Raw genomic sequence first — 20,172 nt, 5'->3', positions numbered from 1 at the left:
CGTCTCCAAAAGGGAATGGATAGAGGGAGAGGAGGCTTTAAGGATGGGAAGTGTGCTTGTATGGTTCCGGAGAGACTTTCGCTTGCAGGATCACCTTGCGCTTTCAGAAGCGCTGACTTATTGCAAGAAAAATAAAAGTGAGCTTGTATTTGTGTTCCAGCTGAACCGCCGGTTTTTTCAGGAATCGGAAAATAGCCTCAGGCTCCAGTATTTTATGGCTACAGTCAAGGATTTTGGTGAAAGATGCCGCAAGCTAGGAACGGAGCTGCTGATTGTAGAGGGGGACACAGATGAGGCGTTTCAGCAGGTGCTGAAAGAGCATGCTGATGCTGAGGCCGTATTCTTTAATCTGGATGAAGCGGGATATGGGAAAGAAAGAGATCAGAAGATGAGAGATTGGTTTAAAGATAGAGAGATTAGTGTTCATTCATTTCAGGATGCATACATACATGGTCCAAACGAAGTATTGAAAAAGGATGGCTCCATTTATAAAGTGTTTGCGCCCTATTACAAGGCTTGGAAGCAAAAGGACAAGCCCGGTGTGAAAAAGCTCTCCTTCGATGAACTTGGTAAATACGTCCGTAAAACCAAACAGATTTCAAAAAGGGCAGCATCAGAAATTGAAAAGCTTTCAGGCGGTTCAGAAAGCATGGATTGGAAGATTGGAGAAAAAGCTGCCCGATCCCAGCTGAAACATTTTATCGAGCAGGCGCTTGCGAATTACCCTGATGGTCGGAATATTCCATTTGTAAAGGGCACAAGCCTTATGTCCAGGTATTTAAAGACAGGTACAATTTCACCAAGAACGGTTTTCACGGCCATCGCTCAAGCAGATGGGGAGGAGGACAGTAAAGAAGCATATATTAGAGAGCTGGCATTCAGGGACTTTTACCAAATGATTTACGCTCGCCATCCCGAAACGAAGAATCAGGAGTTTCTGGAAGCATACAGATCTATTCAATGGAATCAGGATGACCGGATGCTGCAAGCCTGGAAAGAGGGCAATACAGGGTACCCGATTGTGGATGCAGGGATGAGACAGCTCAATCAGGAGGGCTGGATGCATAATCGGCTGCGGATGATTACTGCGTCCTTTTTGACGAAGGATTTAATGATTGACTGGCGTCTTGGAGAAGAATACTTTGCTGCCAAGCTCGTGGATTATGATCCCGGATCGAACATTGGCGGCTGGCAATGGGCGGCTTCTGTTGGAACGGATGCTGTTCCATATTTCAGAGTATTCAACCCTGTTACCCAGTCTAAGAGGTTTGATCGTGATGGGGAATACATACGCAAATATGTGAGTGAACTCAGAGAGGTTCCGTCATCATATATACATGAGCCATGGAAAATGTCTGAGGAAGAACAAAGTAAGAGTTCCTGCATGATAGGAAAAGATTACCCTGCTCCGGCCGTTGATCATCAGGAGCAGAGGAAAAAAGTAATTAATCTATTTAAAAATGAAAAATAAGAGGGATGCCTTTTCGGGGCATCCCTTTGCTTATTGTTTTTTTATGTTTGCATTGCTTCTTGATACAAGCAGGAGGAAGTAGCTTAATACCCCGAACAAACATGATATGAAAACAGCATGTGCCAAAGCAATGGCAAGATTTAGCTGAGTCAGGACGATAAGAGCACCTGAAGTGGCCTGGAGGGATACGAGAATGAAGCAAATAATCCATCCCCAGTATACAACCTTTTGATGCTTGTAATGCTTGATTGCCTGCCAGGCTGCATAGGCAATCCAAACAAATATCAGTCCCGCAGCAAACCTATGGCCCATCTGCACCCATTCCTGGAATCGCATAGGCATAGCGGAACCATCATTGCATAGAGGCCAGCTGGAACAGGAAAGGCTTGCCCCCCTATGGCGGACATAGGCCCCTGTATAGACGACAATATAACTGTAAATAAGTACGCCAATCATATGAAATTTCATTTTCCTGTCGATGATTAGACGATTGGCGTCAAACTTTCTGTCAACCTCAAAAATGAGGAGTGCGAGAATCAAAACGGATGCAAAAGAAATAAGCGACACCCCGAAGTGAATGGCTTTCATTGCACTGGATTGCCCCCATACGACCGCTCCTGCACCAAGCAGTGCCTGAAGCAAAAGAAAAACGACAGACAGGACAGCTAAAAACTTTGTCTCCCTTATATGTCCAATGAGCCTCCAGGAAGCAATGGCAAGGGCCAAAACAAGAATACCCGCAGTTGCACTTGCTGCTCTGTGACTTAACTCTATTAACAGCTGAGGAGTGATGTCACTGGGAAGAAGAACGAATTTCCCATGGCATAGGGGCCAGGACCGCCCGCAGCCCATTCCTGAACCGGTTTTTGTAACTAATGCACCGCCAAGCAGCACAACTAGCATAACTAGTGTCGTGACGACAGCCAGCCATTTCAACGCGATAACACGCTTCAAATGATTCACCTTCTTATTCTTCTAGTCAATTCAATTATGGACCTAATAGTATTTTGACATAATACGCTTTTGATTGTAAGAAAAAGAGGCGGAAAATACAACCAGAGCGGAACATTGTTCACAAAACGCTTAAAAACAGCGGTCATTTTACCTATTACTTGAAAAAAGGTTGATAAATGGAAAAGAGTTTGCTAGAAATAATAAAGAAGGTTTTTTTCGAAAAGAAATGCCCAACTTTATTCCTCCGCATTTTATGGTAAAATAAAATGGCTTGGATCCTGTTCAAATTCACACAAATTTTCACGGTAATGACACAAAATGTTCACAAATTAGCCATAAATATTTGTCGAATTCTTGTTTAAATCATTTAGAGCATTTTGTTCCAGTTACACTTCCTGTATCATTATGAGTAGATTCAGGCTTGTATTGTTTGTGTTGAAACAGGTTTGAGGTGCTTTTCACAAAGGCACCATAAGCAAAGGAGGATGTATTATGCCGAATTCGAGGACAGCTGGCGAGACAGCGATGAGCGAACAAGGTCCTCATGAGATCACTAAGGCTTCCGCCTGGAAGGACTTCCTGGCTCTCATAAAAATAGGAATTGTTAATTCCAATATGATCACAGCCTTTGCCGGGCTATGGCTCGCTTTTTATTTCAGCGGACAAAGCTTTTTGGCTTCGCTTGATACTGTGGTGTTTGCGCTCGTAGGATCTGCGCTTGTCATGGCAGGTTCATGTGCAGTAAATAACTATTATGACAGGGATATTGATCCGATCATGGAAAGGACGAAAAACCGTCCGACTGTTACCGGTAAATATGAACCAAACCAAGCGCTTTGGATTGGGATTTTTCTAATTGTACTTGGAATGGCTGCCCTGCTCATGACAACGATGATGGCAGCATTTATCGGAGCAATTGGAGTATTCTCGTATGTATTTCTCTATACAATGTGGTCGAAAAGACGCTACACAATCAACACTGTAATTGGAAGCATACCAGGCGCGGTTCCGCCGCTGATTGGATGGACGGCAGTTGATCCGCATATTACAGTTCAGGCTATGGTCCTGTTCATGATTATGTTTATCTGGCAGCCGCCGCATTTTCTGGCTCTTGCTATGAAAAGAGTGGAAGAATACCGGGCAGCTAATATACCAATGCTTCCAGTAGTACGCGGATTTGCTATGACGAAAATACAGATGATGGTCTGGGTAGCTTGTCTTCTCCCGCTGCCATTCTATCTTTATGATCTTGGCATTGGATTTCTGATTTTGGCTACCGTGCTGAATGTAGGCTGGATTGCTTTAGCACTATCAGGCTTCAAAATAAAAGATGACCTCGTTTGGGCTAAATGGATGTTTATTTACTCACTCAACTATTTAACGATCCTCTTCGTATCTATGATCCTCTTCACGATCGTTTAATAAATGAATAGGCGTGGCGGTATGTATCCGCCACGCATTATTCATACCTATCCCTGTAAAAAATTCTTTTATTTAAAAGGATTTTCCATAAATAAATTTTTTGCAATATTCAAAAGGTTTAAAACGTCACACAACCAAATTACTGGAAGAGGGGTTTGATTTGGCTATGAAAAAATGGCGGACAACATGGCGTCTGATGACTTTGTTCATCTTAGCAGCGTTTGTCATGACCGGATGCGGAGAACCGTTCCTTTCAACATTGCGGCCAGCTGGAGAGGTAGCGGAGAACCAATTTTGGATTATGAGTTTAAGCACTATTATTATGGTAGTGGTCGTTGCAGTCGTTACTGTTATATTCTTTTATGTCATCGTGCGTTTCAGACATCGAAAAGGGGACGAAAAGAAAATACCTGAACAAGTAGAGGGAAATCAGCGATTAGAAATTATATGGACTGTTATTCCGATTTTGCTTCTGCTTGTATTAGCTGTACCGGTTGTTGCTGCAACTTTTGAATTGGCGAATGTAAAGCCAATGGAAGAGAAAAACCGCAAGCCGGAGGATGCATTAGTCGTAAATGTACGCGCCAATCTATACTGGTGGGAATTTGAATACCCTGACTACAAAATCATTACGAGTCAGGATTTAGTCGTACCGACAGATGAAAAGGTTTACTTCAGTGTAAAAGCATCCGATGTAAAACATTCTTTCTGGATTCCTTCTGCAGGTGGGAAAATTGATACGAACACGGAAAATGTCAACAAATTCTGGCTTACATTTGATTCAGATAAAGTCAATAAGGCTGGAGAGTATTTGTATGGCAAGTGTGCCGAGCTTTGCGGACCTTCACACGCATTAATGGACTTCAAAGTGAAAGCGGTACCGCGGGAAGAATTTAATCAATGGACAAATAAAATGAAAGCTGCCAAGCCTCAGGCTGCGACTGCTCTTGCTAAACAAGGGGAACAGCTTTTTGAGGAAAAGAGCTGCATCGGCTGCCATGCTGTAGCACCTGCTGATGAGAGACCAGAAGAAGTGCGAACAGCTCCTAATCTTGGCAACTTTGGTGAACGAACTAAAGTGGCCGGTATCTTGCCTCATACGGATGAAAACATAAAAAAATGGCTTGAAAATCCTGAAAAATACAAGCCCGGCAACAAGATGACCGGTAAATACCCTAAATTATCCGGACAAGAAATTGAAGCGCTTACAGCATATATGAAGGGTTTAAAGGTTGAATAATCTGCAATAAAGGGGAGGGTTTGACTTGAGTACAATCGCTCAAAAGAAGGGGTTCGGTGCAACAGTTTGGGATTATTTAACGACTGTTGACCATAAAAAAATTGCAATATTGTATCTTGCAGCAGGTGGATTATTCTTTTTAATAGGGGGACTTGAAGCGCTGCTGATTCGTATTCAGCTGGCTGTTCCCGGCAATGATTTTCTGCAGGCGGGATTATACAATGAAATTATTACGATGCATGGGACGACAATGATCTTTCTTGCTTCAATGCCTTTGCTTTTCGCTTTTATGAATGCGGTCGTGCCGCTGCAAATCGGAGCACGCGACGTTGCATTCCCGTTTTTAAATGCACTGGGATTCTGGCTTTTCTTATTTGGCGGCCTTTTTTTGAATCTAAGCTGGTTTTTAGGAGGAGCTCCTGATGCGGGATGGACATCTTACGCGTCTTTATCTCTCTATTCTCCAGGGCATGGCATTGATTTTTATGTACTTGGGCTGCAAATATCCGGGATTGGTACATTAACAGCCGGAATTAACTTTCTTGTAACAATTATCAACATGAGAGCCCCGGGAATGACATTTATGAGAATGCCGCTTTTTACCTGGACTACTTTTGTTGCATCTGCACTTATATTATTTGCCTTTCCAGCACTTACTGTCGGGCTTGCTCTGATGATGATGGACCGTCTGTTTGACACAAGCTTCTTTGCCGCAGAAAAAGGAGGAAATACAGTCATCTGGGAGCATTTGTTCTGGATCTTCGGGCACCCGGAAGTATACATATTAATTCTTCCTGCGTTCGGTATGTTTTCTGATATCATTCCGGTTTTCTCCAAGAAAAGATTGTTTGGATATTCTTCTATGGTTTTTGCGACCGTATTAATCGGATTTTTAGGATTTATGGTTTGGGCCCATCATATGTTTACAACGGGTTTAGGGCCAATTGCCAACGCGATTTTTGCTGTAGCTACGATGGCCATTGCCGTTCCGACCGGCATTAAGATATTCAACTGGCTTTTCACGATGTGGGGCGGAATCATTCGCTACACAACTGCAATGCTCTGGTCAGTAGCTTTCATTCCTTCCTTTGTTCTTGGAGGAGTAACAGGGGTTATGCTTGCAAGTGCAGCAGCTGATTACCAGTACCATGACAGTTACTTTGTAGTGGCCCATTTTCATTACGTAATTGTTGGCGGAGTTGTGTTTGCTCTCTTTGCCGGTGTTCATTACTGGTGGCCGCTAATGTTTAATAAAATTCTTAATGAAACGCTCGGAAAAATTACGTTTGTTCTATTTGTTTTCGGCTTCCACTTAACGTTTTTTATTCAGCATTTTCTAGGTCTTTATGGAATGCCAAGAAGGGTGTTTACCTTCCTGCCGAATCAAGGCTGGGAGACAGGAAACCTTGTCAGCTCCCTGGGCGCTATATTCATGGCAGCAGCTGTTATCGTCATGCTCTACAATATCGTTATAACGGCGATAAATGGAAAAGCGGCAGGTAAAGATCCTTGGGTAGATGGCCGTACACTCGAATGGGCGGTTGAAGCGCCGACTCCTGAGTACAATTTCAAGCAAACACCGCTTGTTCGCGGTCTTGACGCTTTGTGGGTTGAAAAAATGGCAGGGAAAAAAGGAATGACACCTGCTGAACCTGTGTCAGATATCCATATGCCAAACTCATCAATTGTTCCGCTGATTATGGCATTCGGGCTTTTTGTTGCAGCATTCGGTCTCATGTACCGCACGGAAGAGCCATGGGCAATTATTGTCCTGTTTATTGGCTTCTCGATAACGCTTGCATCAATGTTCCTGCGTTCTGTTAAGGATGACCACGGGTTCCATATTCATAAAGAGGATCTTGAAGATGATGATAAAGGGGTGAAGGCATAATGCATGCTGAAGAAAAGCTAACAGCTGAAACTTTCCCGGAATCTCCTGAAAAAGCAACCCTTGAAGGAAAAAATAAATTTGTGGGCTTTTGGCTTTTCCTAGGAGGAGAAACTGTCCTGTTTGCCTCTCTGTTTGCTACTTTTCTGGCACTTAGGCAATCACCTAAAGGCGGGCCGCCGGAAGAACTGTTTGAACTGCCTATTGTATTTATCGCAACCATGCTGTTGTTGACAAGCAGTTTGACGAGTGTTTATGCAATGTACCATATGAAAAATTTTAACTTTAAACAAATGCAGATTTGGCTTGGTATTACGTTGCTTCTTGGTGCGGGGTTCCTTGGACTTGAAATTTACGAATTTAATCACTATGTTCACGAGAAGGATTTTACCATTACAACAAATGCTTTTGGATCAGCCTTTTACACTCTTGTAGGAACGCACGGAGCCCACGTAACTTTTGGACTTTTGTGGATTGCGACCCTTATCATAAGAAACAGCAAGAGAGGATTAAGCCTATATAACGCACCTAAATTCTATGTAGCCAGTCTTTACTGGCATTTCATTGATGTAGTCTGGGTATTCATTTTCACAGTCGTATACTTAATGGGGATGGTGGGGTAAATGGCTCAACATCAAAATTCAGGTAACCCAAAGGTAGATCTTGCCTATCGTAAAAGGAAAAACGCTGAAGACATGAAATATCAGCTTGTATCATTTGGAATGATGCTCTTTTTAACCGTACTGGCATTTATGGCAGTTGGTTATAAGGGTATCGAGCATTGGTTCACCGTACCATTCATTATCCTTTTGGCCTTAGTGCAGGTCGCTTTCCAGCTCTACTATTTCATGCACATGAATCACAAAGGCCACGAAGCACCTGCCCTTTTCCTATACTCAGGAGTCTTCGTCGCCGCCCTAACAGTACTCACATTTATGACAATCGTCTGGTGGTAAAAAGAAAAGCGGAGGGCGCTTGCCCAGCGCTGAGAGACGGTGGAGCTCTCGACCGAAAGGCGTTCAAATAAGGGGATGTTCTGCTAAGAGCGCGACGTCCTGTCGCAACGCAGAACTGACCCGCATCCTGCGTGCCCGAGAGAGCGAAGCGGCCGAAGCGCTAGCGCCTGGAGCTGTACAAAGCAGAAAAGCGGAGGGCGCTTCTAGTAATGTATGCTAAAAGCGCGGCGTCCTGCCGCTGCTCCGAAGGCCTTTATCTTGTTTTATTTGCATCTGAATGGATTACTGGCTAATTAGCAGGAAGAAATCCTATTTTTCCTTAGCTGTAAGCTGCTAAGTTCGGCCGCTTCGATGGACTAATTGCCTTCTGCGGGCAGCCGGGAGGAGGAGACATCTTTGGGAAATTTGGCATTGTTCGGATTTGAGGCGTTATGGAGTCCTTATTATCTCGCTATATTAGGAATCCTTGCAGCATTGTATTTTTCAGCAGTCAGGCATCGAAACAAATGGTTTAAGTACTCTGAGGAAGTATCCTGGCAGCAGAAAGCTTCATTTTATGGAGGACTAGCACTTCTTTACATTTTGAAAGGAAGTCCTCTTGATCTGCTGGGCCATATCCTTTTTAGTGTGCATATGACTCAGATGGCCTTGGTATATTTAGTTGTTACACCGCTGCTTATCATTGGGATACCAGGCTGGATTTGGAATGTGATTTTACTGCGTTCGCCAGTCAGGCAGATTTTTATGTTTTTGACTCAGCCGATCCTGGCATTAATTTTGTTTAATGGCATTTTTTCCTTGTATCATACACCCCTCGTATTCGATATTGTCAAAACTAATCCTGTCTATCACGCTGCCGCTACGAGTCTTATTTTTTTGACATCCATATGTATGTGGTGGCCTGTATTTAGAAAACGCGGAAATTCGGACGAGATGTCCAGCCTTATGAAAATAGGGTATATTTTTGCTAATGGTGTTCTCCTGACACCTGCGTGTGCGCTGATCATTTTTGCAAAGGATCCGCTTTATGCAGCTTATTCCGATCCTGCTTCCTGGATGAACGCAATGGCGCTCTGTGTACCTGGAAACATGTTATCGGGGCTAAACCTGTCAGGCCCGGAAGTTTTTACTTCTATGCCGTTAACCGAGGATCAGCAGCTCGGGGGCATATTAATGAAAATCATCCAGGAGGCTGTTTACGGCACGATTCTTGGATATATTTTCTTTAAGTGGGTAAGAATCGAAAGAGAAAAGGATAATCGGGAGCTGCAGGCAATCCTCTCAGAAAAAGAGCATCGCATTTGATTGTGACATCATTCAAATAAAAGGAGTCTTTGCATATGTACTTGCCTCTTCTTCCAACGATCAGCACAGCCTTTATTGTAATCAGTGCCGTATTTGTTGCCATTGGCTGGTATTTGATTGCTAAACGCCGTGTAGAGGCTCATCGTAAAGCGATGACATGGGCCGGTGTTTTTGCGCTTGTTTTTTTTATCGTTTACGTTTCCAGAACTGTTTTCGACGGAAATACGGCCTTTGGAGGACCCCCGAGTGTTAAAGTTTTTTATTTAATCTTTTTAATCTTTCATATCTTTCTTGCAGCTTCAGGGGGAGTTTTTGGAATTATCTCGATCTGGTCCGGCTACAAACGAAAAATAATCCGCCATAGAAGGCTTGGACCAATCACAAGCATTATCTGGTTTTCGACAGCAATAACAGGAGTCACTGTTTATATGCTTTTATACATTATTTATGGCGGGGGAGAAACAGTTCCCGTCATTAAGGCAATTACTGGCTTTTAACATAATACAAGGGGGGTGCAGAATATAATTCTGTAACCCTTTTTTATTTGGTTAAATGCAAAGGAGGGAAAGCGATGGAAATTCTAACAGATGAGCTGCTGCTCATTCCCTGCTCCTTGGATTTGGCGAAGTCGCTCATTCTGCATAAAAAGGAACTGGCCAAGCGATCTCCTATTGTCATTCCAGAGGACTGGCCTTCATCAATGAGTCAAGGAATTTTGCCTTTTTACATAGAAAGACTGGAGAAGGACCGGTCTGAGTATGGTTGGGGCATTTGGCTGATTATTCACCACAGGGAAAAGAAGATGATCGGAGATTTTTACATTTATTCAAAGCCGGATCAAGATGGCACTGTAGACTTTGACTTTCGTATTCACCCTGACTATCGAAAAGAGAATGGATTTGAGGCAGTAAGCCATTTTTTTGATTGGCTTTTTGAACAAAAAGGGGTGAAATGCATTTCTACAGAATGCCATATTGAACAGGTAAAGACGATTGGCATTCTTAGCAGGCTCGGTCTCATATGTAATAGGAAGGAGAAATCCTATTTAAGCTGGAGCCTGTCAAAGTAAAAAAGACAAAAGCAAGGCTTCTGTCTTTTTAAAGCGTAATCGCTTCCAAGTCTTTTTTTAAACGCTTAATGGTGTTTTCGCAGGATTGGACAATCGGTTCGGGAAAATCTTCTCCCTCGCCATATTCCACGCCATGGGGATAATAATGCTTTCCCAGAAGGGGTGTTAATAATTTTACAACCGCGTGTCTTCCACCCACTTCACCTTCTGTAATATAGCCTTGAATCCTAAAATAATAAATTTCCCCCAGCTGTTCCATTTTCTTATCATAGGTAACGCGTTCATAGTCCCACTGTCCGGCGCGAATTAATCCATGCTGCTCCATTAAAAAATCAAGCCTGCTTAATTCTGCGGTTTGCTGGTCAAGCCCTGTTCCTTCGAATTTCATAAGACCGTATTCTCCCTTCCACCCTTATGTAAACGCTTTTCATCCCATATTCTTATAATAGTATGAAACAGTCAGACTTTCAATCCGGATATGGGTCCATTTGGGAAAATCGGTATTAAATGCAAGCATTTTAGACATACTATTTAACCATAACATGACAGTTTCGCCTTATTTATTGAAATTGGAAGTCTTTTCTGATTAAATGACTTGTAACAGCAGGATTAATTTAAAATGAAAAGCGGGGGTAATTTAGCTGAGACGTTTGTTTAAATCCATTTTGGTCATTGCCATTATTATAAGTACCTATACCGTATTTATTAAGTTTGCAGAACAGCCTCCTAACCGAATAGAAGAAAAGAAAGATTTACAGCTTTCAAATGAAGAAGATACCCCCAATCAAGCTATTGACCTGCCCGATAAAGGACTGCTTTCTTTAATGGGCCAGTCATCAGGACAGGTTCTTAAAGAACTCGGGGAACCTTCCAGGAAAGATCCATCACAATATGATTATCAATGGTGGATCTACAATGGAGGAAACAATCAATACGTACAGATTGGTGTTCTGGCGGATAAAGTGGTTTCTGTCTATGCGATCGGAAATGGTGTGAATATGAATCCTTATAAGCTGGGTGAGCCGCTGAGCGAGGTTTATCAGACTGCACCGATTTCTTCCTCGCTATCAATGGAGCATGATGGAAATTCATATCGATTCGAACTATCAGAGGAAGATATGAATACGCGTCCTGCCATTGAAGCTGATGGGACAATCATTCAGCTTTATATTGATAAGTTTGATGGGACACTGTCAAGTATTCGCGCGACCGACAAAGAAACCTTTATAAAACAGCGTCCCTATGAAGTCGTTTACAGAGGAAAGCTGATTAATGCCAAGACTGTGTCTGAAGAAGAGGAGAAGGATATTCAGCGTGCGCAGGAGAGGCAAATATTAGATATTACCAATGTCATACGAAACCGTCATGAATTGGCCCCTTTAAGCTGGGACCCGAATACGGCCCGAACAGCGTTTTCACATAGCAAAGATATGGCAGACCAGCAATATTTTGCTCATGATTCACCCACACAGGGGACTCTTGCTGACCGGTTAAAGCGGGACCGAATTCCTTATCAAACGGCAGGTGAAAATATTGCTGCCCACTACAGTGACAGTATTTCTTCTGTAGAAGGCTGGCTGAACAGTGAAGGTCACAGGAAAGCATTGCTCAATAAAGAGTTCACCCATCTTGGAGTCGGAGTTTATAAAGATTACTATACACAGGATTTCATAGGGAAGTAAAAAATGATAACCGCATCGGGTTATCATTTTTTTCTTTCTATAATAAAAAAGGTAGCCGTGCTGTATGCGATCAGTTTCCCATCTTCCCTGTAAATGCTCGATTCCATTAGCAGTGTTTTCGTTCCTTTATGAATTAGCTTTGCTTTGCATGTCAGGAAAGAACCGATTCCTGGAGCTGTATAATTGATTTTAAGCTCTGAAGTGACGGCTGCAAGATGTGCGGGTAAAAGTTTATGTGCAAGGGTACCCATGGCTGAATCAGCGAGTGTCGCTGTGATTCCTCCATGTACTATATCCAGGGAGTTTTGGATTAATGCTGTATTCGGTATGGTTACGGAAAATTCGTCGTCGCCATCTTGACCTTCTGCCTGAAGAAGGGCCCCGATATATGTACTGCTGATTTTTTGATTTTTTCGTTTCATTGCCTCAAGAAGCAGAAGAAAATCATCTGTTTCATTGGGGGATAGCTGATCAATAAGCTCGAATGTTTGCTGCTTCATCTGTTCTTTGTTCATTGCTGCATCCCTTTCGGTGTTTTCTTTTTATATTATCAGAATGACAAGGCTGTGTGAAAAATTTAGGCGAACCAATTGGGTGCCTTTTGCTTAAATTATACTAGGCGTAAGTAAAAGGGGTGAGGCAAATGGCTACGAAAAAGCTGCATCCGAAAGTTGAGGAGTTTAAGGAATTTGTCCGAAAGCATCCTAAAATGATTGAAGAAGCGAAAAAAGGGACAAAAACATGGCAGGAATACTATGAGAATTGGTATTTGCTTGGCGAAAATGATGCTTATTGGAACGATTATAAAGACGCTACTCAGGAAGAAAAAGAAACGGATGATGGAAAAGGATTCGTCACACAGCTTTTTTCCGCTGTGAAAAAAATGGATGCAAACGAAATGAACATCAGCTTGAGCAAAATGAGCAATGCTGTTTCGACGGTTCAGAACCTGCTGGAAACATTGGGGGTTGCTAAAGGATCGGGGAGCTCATCTTCAAGCGGAGGGAGCAGACCCTTTTCCTTCAGAAAGGACTAAACTATGAGACAAGAAATCCAGGAGTACATCCAATCAAAGCCTGAAATCACAAAATTTATCAGGGAACAGCCTCAATGGTACCGAAAGCTTTCCCGCAATCCTCAAGCGCTGGAAGAAATGAATCTTGCTATGATGAATTATTACCAGAAAACCATTCCCCATAAGGTAGCGCAATTCTCAAATTCCATTCAGATGGCTTCTATGATGCTTGGTATGTTTCAGTCTATGAAGCAGCAGGATTAAAGCTTAAGCAAAAACGCTTAAGCTTTTTTTTACATGTTTTGTCCAAGATTGCAAAGCCTAGTAAGAAAAGGAGGTGCACCTATGACAAGGACCATCCTTATTCTTATGCTCATACTCTTGGCAGCTGGCTGTACAAATGATAAGCCCAGGCCGAAGGGTTTCGCGGGAGGAGCTGAGGCAAAAGCTCTGGAACTGAGGCAGGGAAGTTACTCTATTCATCATTTTGTTAAAGGCGATACCGTCTATGTAGAGTGTTTTGTTCCTAAAGGAAATTTTGGCGTGCCGGATCAAAAAATGAAAGAAGGAGAGCTTTTTGTGACCGTTTCAATTGATGGGAATGAAGAGAAGCGATACATGACCCCTGCGTTTTCAATTTCCGGTTTAAAGACAGGATATCATGAAATATTGCTGAATGTTCATGCATATAACAGGCCTGATATCAGCCATAAGCCTCGCAGCTTGACGGTTAAAGTCGATTAGCTGCAAAAGGGGGATAGTTCTCTTCCAGCCTTTTTCATGGTAAAATGGTCATTGGAGGTGCTGTCATTGGTTTATGCAACAATGGAGAGTGTGCAAATATTGGATCAGGCTGACGAGATTAGTGAAATGATCCTGCAGTCGGACCTTGCGGAAGCCTATCGCATGCGTCTGGCAGACTTGAAGAATGATCAAACGGCACAGGATATTGTCAGCAGGTTTGTAAAAGTAAAAGACATATACGAGGATGTCCAGCGATTTGGAAAATACCATCCTGACTATAGACAGATCTCAAAAGATATGCGGGAGATCAAAAGAGAACTTGATTTAAACGAGAAAGTAGCTGCGTTCAGACGGGCTGAGACTGAGCTCCAAACCCTTCTGGATGAGATTAGCATCCAGCTGGGAAGTGCAGTTTCAGAACATGTGAAAGTTCCGACTGGAAATCCGTTTTTTGACAGCCTTTCAGCATGCGGCGGGGGCTGCGGTTCTGGCGGAGGCTGCGGCTGCAAAGTTTCCTGATCATAGGGGCGGAAGTTATCCGCCCCTATTATTTATTTTTCAAGATACAATCAGTACATAAATTTCCGCAGCAGAACATTTTTTCCTGAGGGACGTAAAAACGATGACGATATACCCAAAGAGGACCATCATTACGTACAAAAACTGATTTGTACGTAACTTTTTTATGGAGCATGGCTTTTTTGGCAGCCTGATCAATCAGGCTCCTGAGCAGCTCTTTGCTTGATGAGGAATTTTCTGTAATATATAGGAATGGGATTCCAGTTATGACTGCCTTACGTATTGAAGATAAAACAGACGCAGAAGACATATGATCCAAAAAATCCTTCCAAATCAGGTCAAGTTCAGCTGGCAATTTTTTTTCCTCCTTCAGATGCATATTGTGAAAGAGTGAGAACTTTGATAAACTTTTCTTGGACATGTGAAAAAGGGTGAGAAAAAATGGATGGAAAAAGACAAGGTCTAATTGTATGGATGCACTCATTGAAGCAGGTTAAAATGCTTCGCCGTTTTGGAAACGTTCACTATATTTCCAGAAGGCTCAAATATGTTGTTCTGTACTGTGATATGGAGCAAAATGAGGCGCTTAAAGAGAAAATCGCATCTTACTCTTTTGTAAAGCATGTTGAACCCTCTTACAAGCCATTTCTCAAGCTCGAATTCGAGAAAAAGCAAGATAAAGCGAAGGAATATGATTACAAAATGGGTTTATAATCCAAACGCAATCCAGTAACCCGGATTGCGTTTTTTATTTTAATGGGGGAAGGATATGGTTTAACCGAAGAATTCCCGTAAGGTATTGATAATATAAAATGGGTTCATGAAATACAGAAGAAGATTTTACAGCAAATTGGTAGACGGGCTTTCCGGATTCTTCAGCCGCATCACGAAAAAGCCGGTAGCGCTGTGTATCTTTTTCACTGGGATCAATAATTCCTTCGCGGCAAATATAGATGGCCTGAAAATTTCCGGGATCTGTTGGAGACATGATAACTCCTGCAGTCGTTACCTTTTTATTATTATGTACCGTTGATAGATCAAGAAATGAGGTAATTCTATGTTTATTGGACCGGATAATTTCCAGTAATTCATATAAATCTGAATAGCCTTCGCCAAGCTCGATAAAACGCTGTACCATTACATACTCTCCTTTTTTGCAGATGGGTTTCATATCAAATGTAGCATGAATCTGAAAGTTGCGCCATTGAAGGAAATAAATGTATAGGAATGTAAAAGGCAGGCCATACTCTCTATTAACAGCATCTCGTTCATGATGTTGTTGCCAACCGCGGAGAAGACTTACGTTTCCCCATAAGTTCTTCCTCCGGTTTCTCCTCTCCCTTTTCCTTCTAGCCTTTTGGTTTAGAGGGACCCTGCGGTTTTACTGCGGGGTTTTTTTTTATGCTTAAAAAGGCTTGCCTTTTCTCTCCCATTATTTTATGGTACGATGACTTTGCGAAAAAACAGGAAATTTGTAAAGCAGTGGTGAATAGAAAATGAGAGTTGTATCAGGTTCATTAAAAGGGAGACCTTTAAAAGCAGTTCCGGGGATGTCGACCAGACCGACGACTGATAAGGTCAAAGAAGCAATCTTTAATATGATCGGACCTTATTTTGATGGAGGACTCGCGCTTGATCTCTTTGGAGGAAGCGGCGGCCTCGGAATTGAAGCGTTAAGCAGAGGCACAGAACGGTGCATATTTGTGGACCGGGACGCAAAAGCCATCCAAACCATACATAGCAATCTAGAGGCGTGCAGGCTGCAGGATCAGTCCGAGGTTTATCGCAATGATGCAGAGCGGGCGCTTAAAGCGATTATTAAGAGAGAGCTGCAGTTTCAATTGGTGTTTTTGGATCCGCCGTATAAGCAACAAAAATTGAAAGCGCTTATCGAACAGATTAGTGATGAACAGCTTCTTACAGAGGGCGGCTTTGTCGTTGCAGAGCATGGGACGGAGGTTGAATTGCCCGGTCAAATTGGAAGCTTCGAATTAGTAAAGTTTGAGAAGTATGGGATGGCTGCTGTCAGTATTTATAGACACGGCGATGGGAGAATGGGGGAAATGTAATGGCAAGTGTAGCAGTTTGTTCAGGTAGTTTTGATCCGGTTACTCTTGGACATATGGATATTATCAGACGGGGAGCCAATATATTCGATACGGTTTACGTTTGTGTATTAAACAACTCATCTAAAAATTCTTTGTTCAGTGTGGATGAGAGATGCGCGTTATTAAAAGAAGTAACCAAGGATATTCCCAATGTTACGGTAGAGTCCTCTCAAGGTTTACTGATTGATTACGCCAGAAGCAAGAATGCCAATGCGATTCTAAGAGGGTTAAGAGCCGTATCGGATTTTGAATACGAAATGCAGATTACATCCATGAACAGGGTGCTCGATGATAAAATTGAAACCTTCTTTATGATGACAAACAACCAATATTCATTCTTAAGTTCAAGCATTGTCAAGGAAGTGGCAAAATACAACGGAGATATTTCGGACCTTGTCCCCCCGTGTGTTGAAGAAGCCCTTAAGGAAAAATTCAATAAAGCAGAATGAGGGCGGAGGATTTTCTCTGCCCTTATTTACTACTGTATCCTCTTTCTTTGTATAAATTGATTTATCCCGCTTCAGCGCCTGGTCCAATCTGAGGTGCCGGGGGCCCGCAGGATGCGGGTCACTTCTGCGCTGCGGCAGGACACGCTACTCTTAATAAGCCCCATGTTTTCGCCAGTAAAGCCAAATATACAAGCCAAGGAAAAATAATGTAATGAGCGGACCGGATGAAAATAAAAGGCTAAATGGCTCCAGACCTTCAGTTCCTTGTGAAGGTGCATACGTTAATGAAACGCCTCCCCGGTTTACATATAGCGGCTTCCATAGCAGCCAGGTAAGAATGGCTGCCAGAAATCCCTGCATGATCCTGGCTATGAAAAACGGAAAAAAGCGAATGTCGGTTTCGGCGAGAATGCTTGCAACCTGAGCTTGAACAGATAAACCGCTGAATCCCAAAATAAAGGACGCCATGATGACTTTTGATAACAGTCCCGCACTCGCCTTGCTTGTCTCCATATTTCCTTGTGTAATTTCAAAAATACCTGCTATCAGTGGCTTTGTAAGGCTTTCCGGGAGGGAGAATATAGTGAAAAGCTGGTTTAAAATCCCAGCAGCCATATTTGAAAACCCAACAATATCCAGAATTTTTGTTAATACGGAGAAGAGTATGATAAAGCCGCCAATGACTAGCAGCGTTTGAACAGATCCAAGTACAGCATCCCCAAGCATCTTTCCAATTGGCTTTTTATTTTTTAACCGGGTCTCATGAAGTGCTGAAAAGGCCTCTGAAAATGAAGGGAAAGGGAGTTTCTTGACCCTTGCTTCATCTTTCGATTCTGTTTGGCTTCCATGAAATTGCATGAGGATGCCTACCAGCAGGTTTGATAAATAATGAGCGGATGCGAGCAAAATGCCCAATGCCGGGTTTTTAAATATTCCAACAGAAACGGCAGCAAACATAAAAAGGGGACTTGAACAATTCGTGAAGGATACGAGCCGTTCTGCTTCAATACTGGTTAGCTGCTTTTCTTTACGCAGCCGGGAAGTAAGTTTTGCACCTGCAGGAAAACCAGAAGCAATTCCCATTGCCCAAACAAATCCGCCCGACCCAGGGACCTTAAACAGCGGCCTCATGACTGGCTCAAGAAGAACGCCGGCAAACCGGACAACACCGAAGCCTATGAGCAGCTCGGAAATGATAAAGAAAGGGAGCAGGGAAGGAAATACTATGGTCCACCAAACTTCCAGCCCGCCCCTTGAGGCCTCCAGAGAAGCCTTTGGATGCAAGATAATTGAAGCGGTGAGCGTAAGCAATAAAAATGCGATCAGCAGGGTATTCCACTTTTCACGGCCCATCAGGCTCCCCCTCTCTATGTTCTATACAACGAGAACCGTGTAATGATAAAATAGTTGTCAGGCATGTACCTCTTCATTACCTTAATATACGAGAATAGCCTTCTATTTTAGACCATAAGATTCAGTATCTGCCTTTAAATGATTAAGGAGGGCTGGTGAACATGGAACCTAAAATCGGTTTGGCGCTCGGATCCGGGGGAGCGAGAGGATTTGCACATCTCGGTGTATTGAAAGTATTGAAGGACGAGGGAATTCCGGTTCACATGATAGCCGGGAGCAGCATGGGAGCACTTGTTGGAAGCTTTTATGCAGCGGGGCTTGATATAAAAAGTCTGTATCAAATCGCTGCTGCCTTTAAAAGAAGCTATTATTTAGATCTGACCATCCCTAAAATGGGTTTTATTGCTGGTGAAAAAGTGAAAGGATTGATACGTGCTTTTACAAAGGGCAATAATATTGAAGATTTGAATATCCCGCTTTCCATCGTGGCTACGGACCTATGCAAAGGTGAAAAAGTAGTATTCACGAAAGGTCCGGTTGCAGAAGCCGTCCGCGCGAGCATTGCCATTCCGGGAATTTTTGTTCCGGAAATCATCGATGGCCGAATGCTTGTTGACGGGGGAGTAGTCGACCGGGTTCCGGTATCCGTTGTAAGGGATATGGGAGCGGATCTGGTTATTTCAGTTGATGTCTCCGTTGTAAAAAGACAGGCAGCGATCACATCGATTTTTGATGTAATCCTTCAAAGTCTTGATATTATGCAGGATGAACTGGTTCATCACCGTGCAGTTGCCTCCGACATCATGATACGGCCCCAAGTAGAGAAATTCAGCTCCAGGTCTTTTACGAACATACAAGAGATTATTTTAAGCGGAGAAGTGGAGGCTCAAAAAAACCTCCCGGCGATCCGTTCTTTGATTGACAATTGGAAGGAGTCTCAGAATGAGGAATAAACGAAAAGGGGCAATCCGGGCTTTTGTCATCGGCATTATTATAGCCATGGCGATTTCCTACATAAAATTACCGTATTACGTAACAAAGCCCGGAAATGCTTCAGCTCTTGAACCCATTATTAAAGTGGATGGAGGATACGATTCAGCAGGCAGTTTTTCTCTTACCACTGTAAGTATAGGAAGGGCAAGCATTTTAGGCTATCTCGCAGCCCAATTCGATGAATACGCTGAAATTCTCCCGATGAATCAGGTCAAAGCACCGGAAGAATCCGATGAGGAATACTTGAATAGACAGCTTAAGCTGATGGAAGGCTCCCAGGAATCTGCGCTGATCCTTGCCTACCATAAGGCAGGGAAAGAAGTGACAAGCAAATTTAACGGAGTGTATGTAAACTCGCTTATCAAAGGCATGCCAGCTGCAAAAAGCTTGAAGGCGGGAGACAGAGTATACGAAGTTGATGGAAAAGTACTAAAAAGTTCAGAAGAATTCGTCAGTTATGTAGAAAAGAAAAAAGAAGGAGATCAAGTTTCGATTACCTTCGAGCGCCGCGGCAGCAAAAGAACCGTCACCGTTGCCATTGCGAAATTTCCTGAAAGCTTAACAAAAGGCGGTCAATCTAGAGCGGGTATAGGGATTACCCTTATGACAGACAGAGAAGTAACCGTGAATCCCGACATTAAGCTCGATACAGAGGACATAGGCGGACCTTCAGCTGGCCTTATGATGAGCCTTGAAATATACGATCAGCTGACGAAAGAGGATTATACGAAAGGATATCAGATTGCCGGAACAGGAACGATCGCTGAAACTGGCGAGGTAGGTCCAATTGGAGGGATTTCACAAAAGATTGTCGCAGCTGATAAATCAGGAGCCGAAATCTTTTTTGCTCCAAGCGAGAACGGTAAAAAAGGCTCGAATTATGAAGAAGCCGTCAAAACCGCGAAAGACATCAAAACCAAAATGAAAATTGTTCCAGTTGACCGGTTCAGCGATGCCGTAAGTTACCTTGATCAGCTTAAGGTTAAATAGATAACAGCCGCCAT

Annotated in this window: 25 protein-coding genes; 19 read left to right on the top strand and 6 right to left on the bottom strand. The window is 42.9% G+C overall.

The genetic code is table 11. The annotated features are described in order from the left end of the window. Positions 1 to 43 precede the first annotated feature (43 nt). Positions 44 to 1,471: a cryptochrome/photolyase family protein gene (locus tag AS29_RS19610; protein WP_035413029.1), complete on the top strand. Its 1,428-nt coding sequence runs from the start codon at positions 44 to 46 to the stop codon at positions 1,469 to 1,471. Positions 1,472 to 1,501: 30 nt separating this feature from the next. Here AS29_RS19610 and AS29_RS19605 read toward each other — a convergent pair whose 3' ends face one another. Continuing rightward, positions 1,502 to 2,434 (bottom strand): COX15/CtaA family protein, encoded by a 933-nt coding sequence (locus AS29_RS19605; RefSeq protein WP_051860854.1) that lies wholly within the window; start codon positions 2,432 to 2,434, stop codon positions 1,502 to 1,504. A gap of 483 nt (positions 2,435 to 2,917) precedes the next feature. On the opposite strand from AS29_RS19605, the gene cyoE reads away from it, so the two are divergent. The 8 genes from cyoE (at position 2,918) to AS29_RS19565 (ending at position 10,305) form a co-directional block, all read left to right on the top strand. Further along, positions 2,918 to 3,847: a heme o synthase gene (gene cyoE / locus AS29_RS19600; RefSeq protein WP_035413025.1), complete on the top strand. Its 930-nt coding sequence runs from the start codon at positions 2,918 to 2,920 to the stop codon at positions 3,845 to 3,847. Positions 3,848 to 4,013: 166 nt separating this feature from the next. Beyond that, positions 4,014 to 5,087 carry a cytochrome c oxidase subunit II gene (coxB, locus tag AS29_RS19595; protein ID WP_035413397.1) on the top strand — a complete coding sequence of 358 codons (1,074 nt, stop codon included), beginning with the start codon at positions 4,014 to 4,016 and terminating at the stop codon, positions 5,085 to 5,087. A 25-nt stretch (positions 5,088 to 5,112) separates the two neighbouring features. Continuing rightward, on the top strand, positions 5,113 to 6,978 hold the full coding sequence (gene ctaD, locus AS29_RS19590; protein ID WP_035413023.1) for a cytochrome c oxidase subunit I: 1,866 nt from the start codon (positions 5,113 to 5,115) through the stop codon (positions 6,976 to 6,978). Then, positions 6,978 to 7,598: a cytochrome c oxidase subunit III gene (gene ctaE / locus AS29_RS19585; protein ID WP_035413021.1), complete on the top strand. Its 621-nt coding sequence runs from the start codon at positions 6,978 to 6,980 to the stop codon at positions 7,596 to 7,598. The genes ctaD and ctaE overlap by 1 nt, the downstream gene beginning before the upstream one ends. Continuing rightward, positions 7,599 to 7,931 (top strand): cytochrome c oxidase subunit IVB, encoded by a 333-nt coding sequence (gene ctaF / locus AS29_RS19580; RefSeq protein ID WP_035413019.1) that lies wholly within the window; start codon positions 7,599 to 7,601, stop codon positions 7,929 to 7,931. A gap of 396 nt (positions 7,932 to 8,327) precedes the next feature. Further along, entirely contained in the window at positions 8,328 to 9,236 is a 909-nt protein-coding gene (gene ctaG, locus AS29_RS19575) for a cytochrome c oxidase assembly factor CtaG (RefSeq protein WP_035413017.1), read from the top strand. Between the two features lie 35 nt (positions 9,237 to 9,271). Beyond that, positions 9,272 to 9,733 carry a DUF420 domain-containing protein gene (locus tag AS29_RS19570; RefSeq protein ID WP_035413015.1) on the top strand — a complete coding sequence of 154 codons (462 nt, stop codon included), beginning with the start codon at positions 9,272 to 9,274 and terminating at the stop codon, positions 9,731 to 9,733. A 74-nt stretch (positions 9,734 to 9,807) separates the two neighbouring features. Beyond that, a complete protein-coding gene (locus AS29_RS19565) occupies positions 9,808 to 10,305 on the top strand; it encodes a GNAT family N-acetyltransferase (protein WP_051860853.1) in 498 nt (165 codons plus the stop codon). A gap of 28 nt (positions 10,306 to 10,333) precedes the next feature. Here the strand turns inward: AS29_RS19565 and AS29_RS19560 are convergent, their stop codons facing one another. Next, positions 10,334 to 10,693, bottom strand: a complete 360-nt coding sequence (locus tag AS29_RS19560; protein WP_035413013.1) for a YugN family protein — start codon at positions 10,691 to 10,693, stop codon at positions 10,334 to 10,336. A gap of 253 nt (positions 10,694 to 10,946) precedes the next feature. On the opposite strand from AS29_RS19560, the gene AS29_RS19555 reads away from it, so the two are divergent. After that, positions 10,947 to 11,987 carry a CAP domain-containing protein gene (locus AS29_RS19555; protein ID WP_035413011.1) on the top strand — a complete coding sequence of 347 codons (1,041 nt, stop codon included), beginning with the start codon at positions 10,947 to 10,949 and terminating at the stop codon, positions 11,985 to 11,987. Positions 11,988 to 12,010: 23 nt separating this feature from the next. Here the strand turns inward: AS29_RS19555 and AS29_RS19550 are convergent, their stop codons facing one another. Further along, positions 12,011 to 12,502 carry a PaaI family thioesterase gene (locus AS29_RS19550; protein ID WP_051860852.1) on the bottom strand — a complete coding sequence of 164 codons (492 nt, stop codon included), beginning with the start codon at positions 12,500 to 12,502 and terminating at the stop codon, positions 12,011 to 12,013. Between the two features lie 128 nt (positions 12,503 to 12,630). On the opposite strand from AS29_RS19550, the gene ylbD reads away from it, so the two are divergent. From ylbD to AS29_RS19530, 4 genes are all read left to right on the top strand, one after another. Beyond that, complete coding sequence (ylbD, locus tag AS29_RS19545) at positions 12,631 to 13,023, top strand: YlbD family protein (protein ID WP_035413009.1); 393 nt, start codon at positions 12,631 to 12,633, stop codon at positions 13,021 to 13,023. 3 nt (positions 13,024 to 13,026) lie between these two features. Further along, complete coding sequence (locus AS29_RS19540; RefSeq protein WP_035413007.1) at positions 13,027 to 13,266, top strand: YlbE-like family protein; 240 nt, start codon at positions 13,027 to 13,029, stop codon at positions 13,264 to 13,266. An 81-nt stretch (positions 13,267 to 13,347) separates the two neighbouring features. Further along, the gene (locus AS29_RS19535; protein ID WP_035413005.1) at positions 13,348 to 13,746 is read left to right on the top strand and encodes a hypothetical protein; all 399 of its coding nucleotides are present in this window, start codon (positions 13,348 to 13,350) and stop codon (positions 13,744 to 13,746) included. A 36-nt stretch (positions 13,747 to 13,782) separates the two neighbouring features. Then, positions 13,783 to 14,265, top strand: coding sequence for a YlbF family regulator (locus tag AS29_RS19530; RefSeq protein WP_051860851.1), 483 nt, complete (start codon positions 13,783 to 13,785; stop codon positions 14,263 to 14,265). 28 nt (positions 14,266 to 14,293) lie between these two features. Here the strand turns inward: AS29_RS19530 and AS29_RS19525 are convergent, their stop codons facing one another. Beyond that, a complete protein-coding gene (locus tag AS29_RS19525) occupies positions 14,294 to 14,620 on the bottom strand; it encodes a hypothetical protein (RefSeq protein WP_035413002.1) in 327 nt (108 codons plus the stop codon). 86 nt (positions 14,621 to 14,706) lie between these two features. On the opposite strand from AS29_RS19525, the gene AS29_RS19520 reads away from it, so the two are divergent. After that, a complete protein-coding gene (locus AS29_RS19520) occupies positions 14,707 to 14,979 on the top strand; it encodes a YlbG family protein (protein ID WP_035412999.1) in 273 nt (90 codons plus the stop codon). 34 nt (positions 14,980 to 15,013) lie between these two features. Here AS29_RS19520 and AS29_RS19515 read toward each other — a convergent pair whose 3' ends face one another. After that, positions 15,014 to 15,403 (bottom strand): DUF7147 family protein, encoded by a 390-nt coding sequence (locus AS29_RS19515; protein ID WP_035412996.1) that lies wholly within the window; start codon positions 15,401 to 15,403, stop codon positions 15,014 to 15,016. A 358-nt stretch (positions 15,404 to 15,761) separates the two neighbouring features. On the opposite strand from AS29_RS19515, the gene rsmD reads away from it, so the two are divergent. After that, a complete protein-coding gene (gene rsmD, locus AS29_RS19510; RefSeq protein ID WP_035412994.1) occupies positions 15,762 to 16,334 on the top strand; it encodes a 16S rRNA (guanine(966)-N(2))-methyltransferase RsmD in 573 nt (190 codons plus the stop codon). Next, positions 16,334 to 16,822, top strand: coding sequence for a pantetheine-phosphate adenylyltransferase (gene coaD, locus AS29_RS19505; RefSeq protein WP_035412992.1), 489 nt, complete (start codon positions 16,334 to 16,336; stop codon positions 16,820 to 16,822). Before rsmD ends, coaD begins: the two co-directional genes overlap by 1 nt. A 150-nt stretch (positions 16,823 to 16,972) precedes the next feature. Here the strand turns inward: coaD and ylbJ are convergent, their stop codons facing one another. Continuing rightward, positions 16,973 to 18,175, bottom strand: coding sequence for a sporulation integral membrane protein YlbJ (ylbJ, locus tag AS29_RS19500; RefSeq protein WP_035412991.1), 1,203 nt, complete (start codon positions 18,173 to 18,175; stop codon positions 16,973 to 16,975). 161 nt (positions 18,176 to 18,336) lie between these two features. Here ylbJ and AS29_RS19495 point away from each other — a divergent pair, with 161 nt between their 5' ends. Further along, a complete protein-coding gene (locus AS29_RS19495) occupies positions 18,337 to 19,128 on the top strand; it encodes a patatin-like phospholipase family protein (RefSeq protein ID WP_035412990.1) in 792 nt (263 codons plus the stop codon). Next, positions 19,118 to 20,158: a SepM family pheromone-processing serine protease gene (locus AS29_RS19490; protein WP_035412989.1), complete on the top strand. Its 1,041-nt coding sequence runs from the start codon at positions 19,118 to 19,120 to the stop codon at positions 20,156 to 20,158. The genes AS29_RS19495 and AS29_RS19490 overlap by 11 nt, the downstream gene beginning before the upstream one ends. The last annotated feature ends 14 nt before the right edge of the window (positions 20,159 to 20,172 follow it).

Source organism: Bacillus sp. SJS (assembly GCF_000732485.2).
Taxonomy (GTDB): domain Bacteria; phylum Bacillota; class Bacilli; order Bacillales; family Bacillaceae; genus Metabacillus_B; species Metabacillus_B sediminis.
Note: the sequence above shows the minus strand (reverse complement) of the source record. Positions and strands in the feature narration are given on the sequence as shown.

Coding starts and splice junctions, on each gene's coding strand:
- ylbD (WP_035413009.1), top strand. CDS start 12,631: ATGGCTACGAAAAAGCTGCATCCGAAAGTTGAGGAGTTTAAGGAATTT.
- rsmD (WP_035412994.1), top strand. CDS start 15,762: ATGAGAGTTGTATCAGGTTCATTAAAAGGGAGACCTTTAAAAGCAGTT.
- AS29_RS19515 (WP_035412996.1), bottom strand. CDS start 15,403: ATGGTACAGCGTTTTATCGAGCTTGGCGAAGGCTATTCAGATTTATAT.
- ylbJ (WP_035412991.1), bottom strand. CDS start 18,175: ATGGGCCGTGAAAAGTGGAATACCCTGCTGATCGCATTTTTATTGCTT.
- ctaE (WP_035413021.1), top strand. CDS start 6,978: ATGCATGCTGAAGAAAAGCTAACAGCTGAAACTTTCCCGGAATCTCCT.
- AS29_RS19495 (WP_035412990.1), top strand. CDS start 18,337: ATGGAACCTAAAATCGGTTTGGCGCTCGGATCCGGGGGAGCGAGAGGA.
- AS29_RS19560 (WP_035413013.1), bottom strand. CDS start 10,693: ATGAAATTCGAAGGAACAGGGCTTGACCAGCAAACCGCAGAATTAAGC.
- AS29_RS19550 (WP_051860852.1), bottom strand. CDS start 12,502: ATGAACAAAGAACAGATGAAGCAGCAAACATTCGAGCTTATTGATCAG.
- AS29_RS19570 (WP_035413015.1), top strand. CDS start 9,272: ATGTACTTGCCTCTTCTTCCAACGATCAGCACAGCCTTTATTGTAATC.
- AS29_RS19565 (WP_051860853.1), top strand. CDS start 9,808: ATGGAAATTCTAACAGATGAGCTGCTGCTCATTCCCTGCTCCTTGGAT.
- coxB (WP_035413397.1), top strand. CDS start 4,014: ATGAAAAAATGGCGGACAACATGGCGTCTGATGACTTTGTTCATCTTA.
- AS29_RS19540 (WP_035413007.1), top strand. CDS start 13,027: ATGAGACAAGAAATCCAGGAGTACATCCAATCAAAGCCTGAAATCACA.
- AS29_RS19610 (WP_035413029.1), top strand. CDS start 44: ATGGGAAGTGTGCTTGTATGGTTCCGGAGAGACTTTCGCTTGCAGGAT.
- AS29_RS19490 (WP_035412989.1), top strand. CDS start 19,118: ATGAGGAATAAACGAAAAGGGGCAATCCGGGCTTTTGTCATCGGCATT.
- AS29_RS19530 (WP_051860851.1), top strand. CDS start 13,783: ATGGTAAAATGGTCATTGGAGGTGCTGTCATTGGTTTATGCAACAATG.
- AS29_RS19520 (WP_035412999.1), top strand. CDS start 14,707: ATGGATGGAAAAAGACAAGGTCTAATTGTATGGATGCACTCATTGAAG.
- cyoE (WP_035413025.1), top strand. CDS start 2,918: ATGCCGAATTCGAGGACAGCTGGCGAGACAGCGATGAGCGAACAAGGT.
- AS29_RS19535 (WP_035413005.1), top strand. CDS start 13,348: ATGACAAGGACCATCCTTATTCTTATGCTCATACTCTTGGCAGCTGGC.
- coaD (WP_035412992.1), top strand. CDS start 16,334: ATGGCAAGTGTAGCAGTTTGTTCAGGTAGTTTTGATCCGGTTACTCTT.
- ctaF (WP_035413019.1), top strand. CDS start 7,599: ATGGCTCAACATCAAAATTCAGGTAACCCAAAGGTAGATCTTGCCTAT.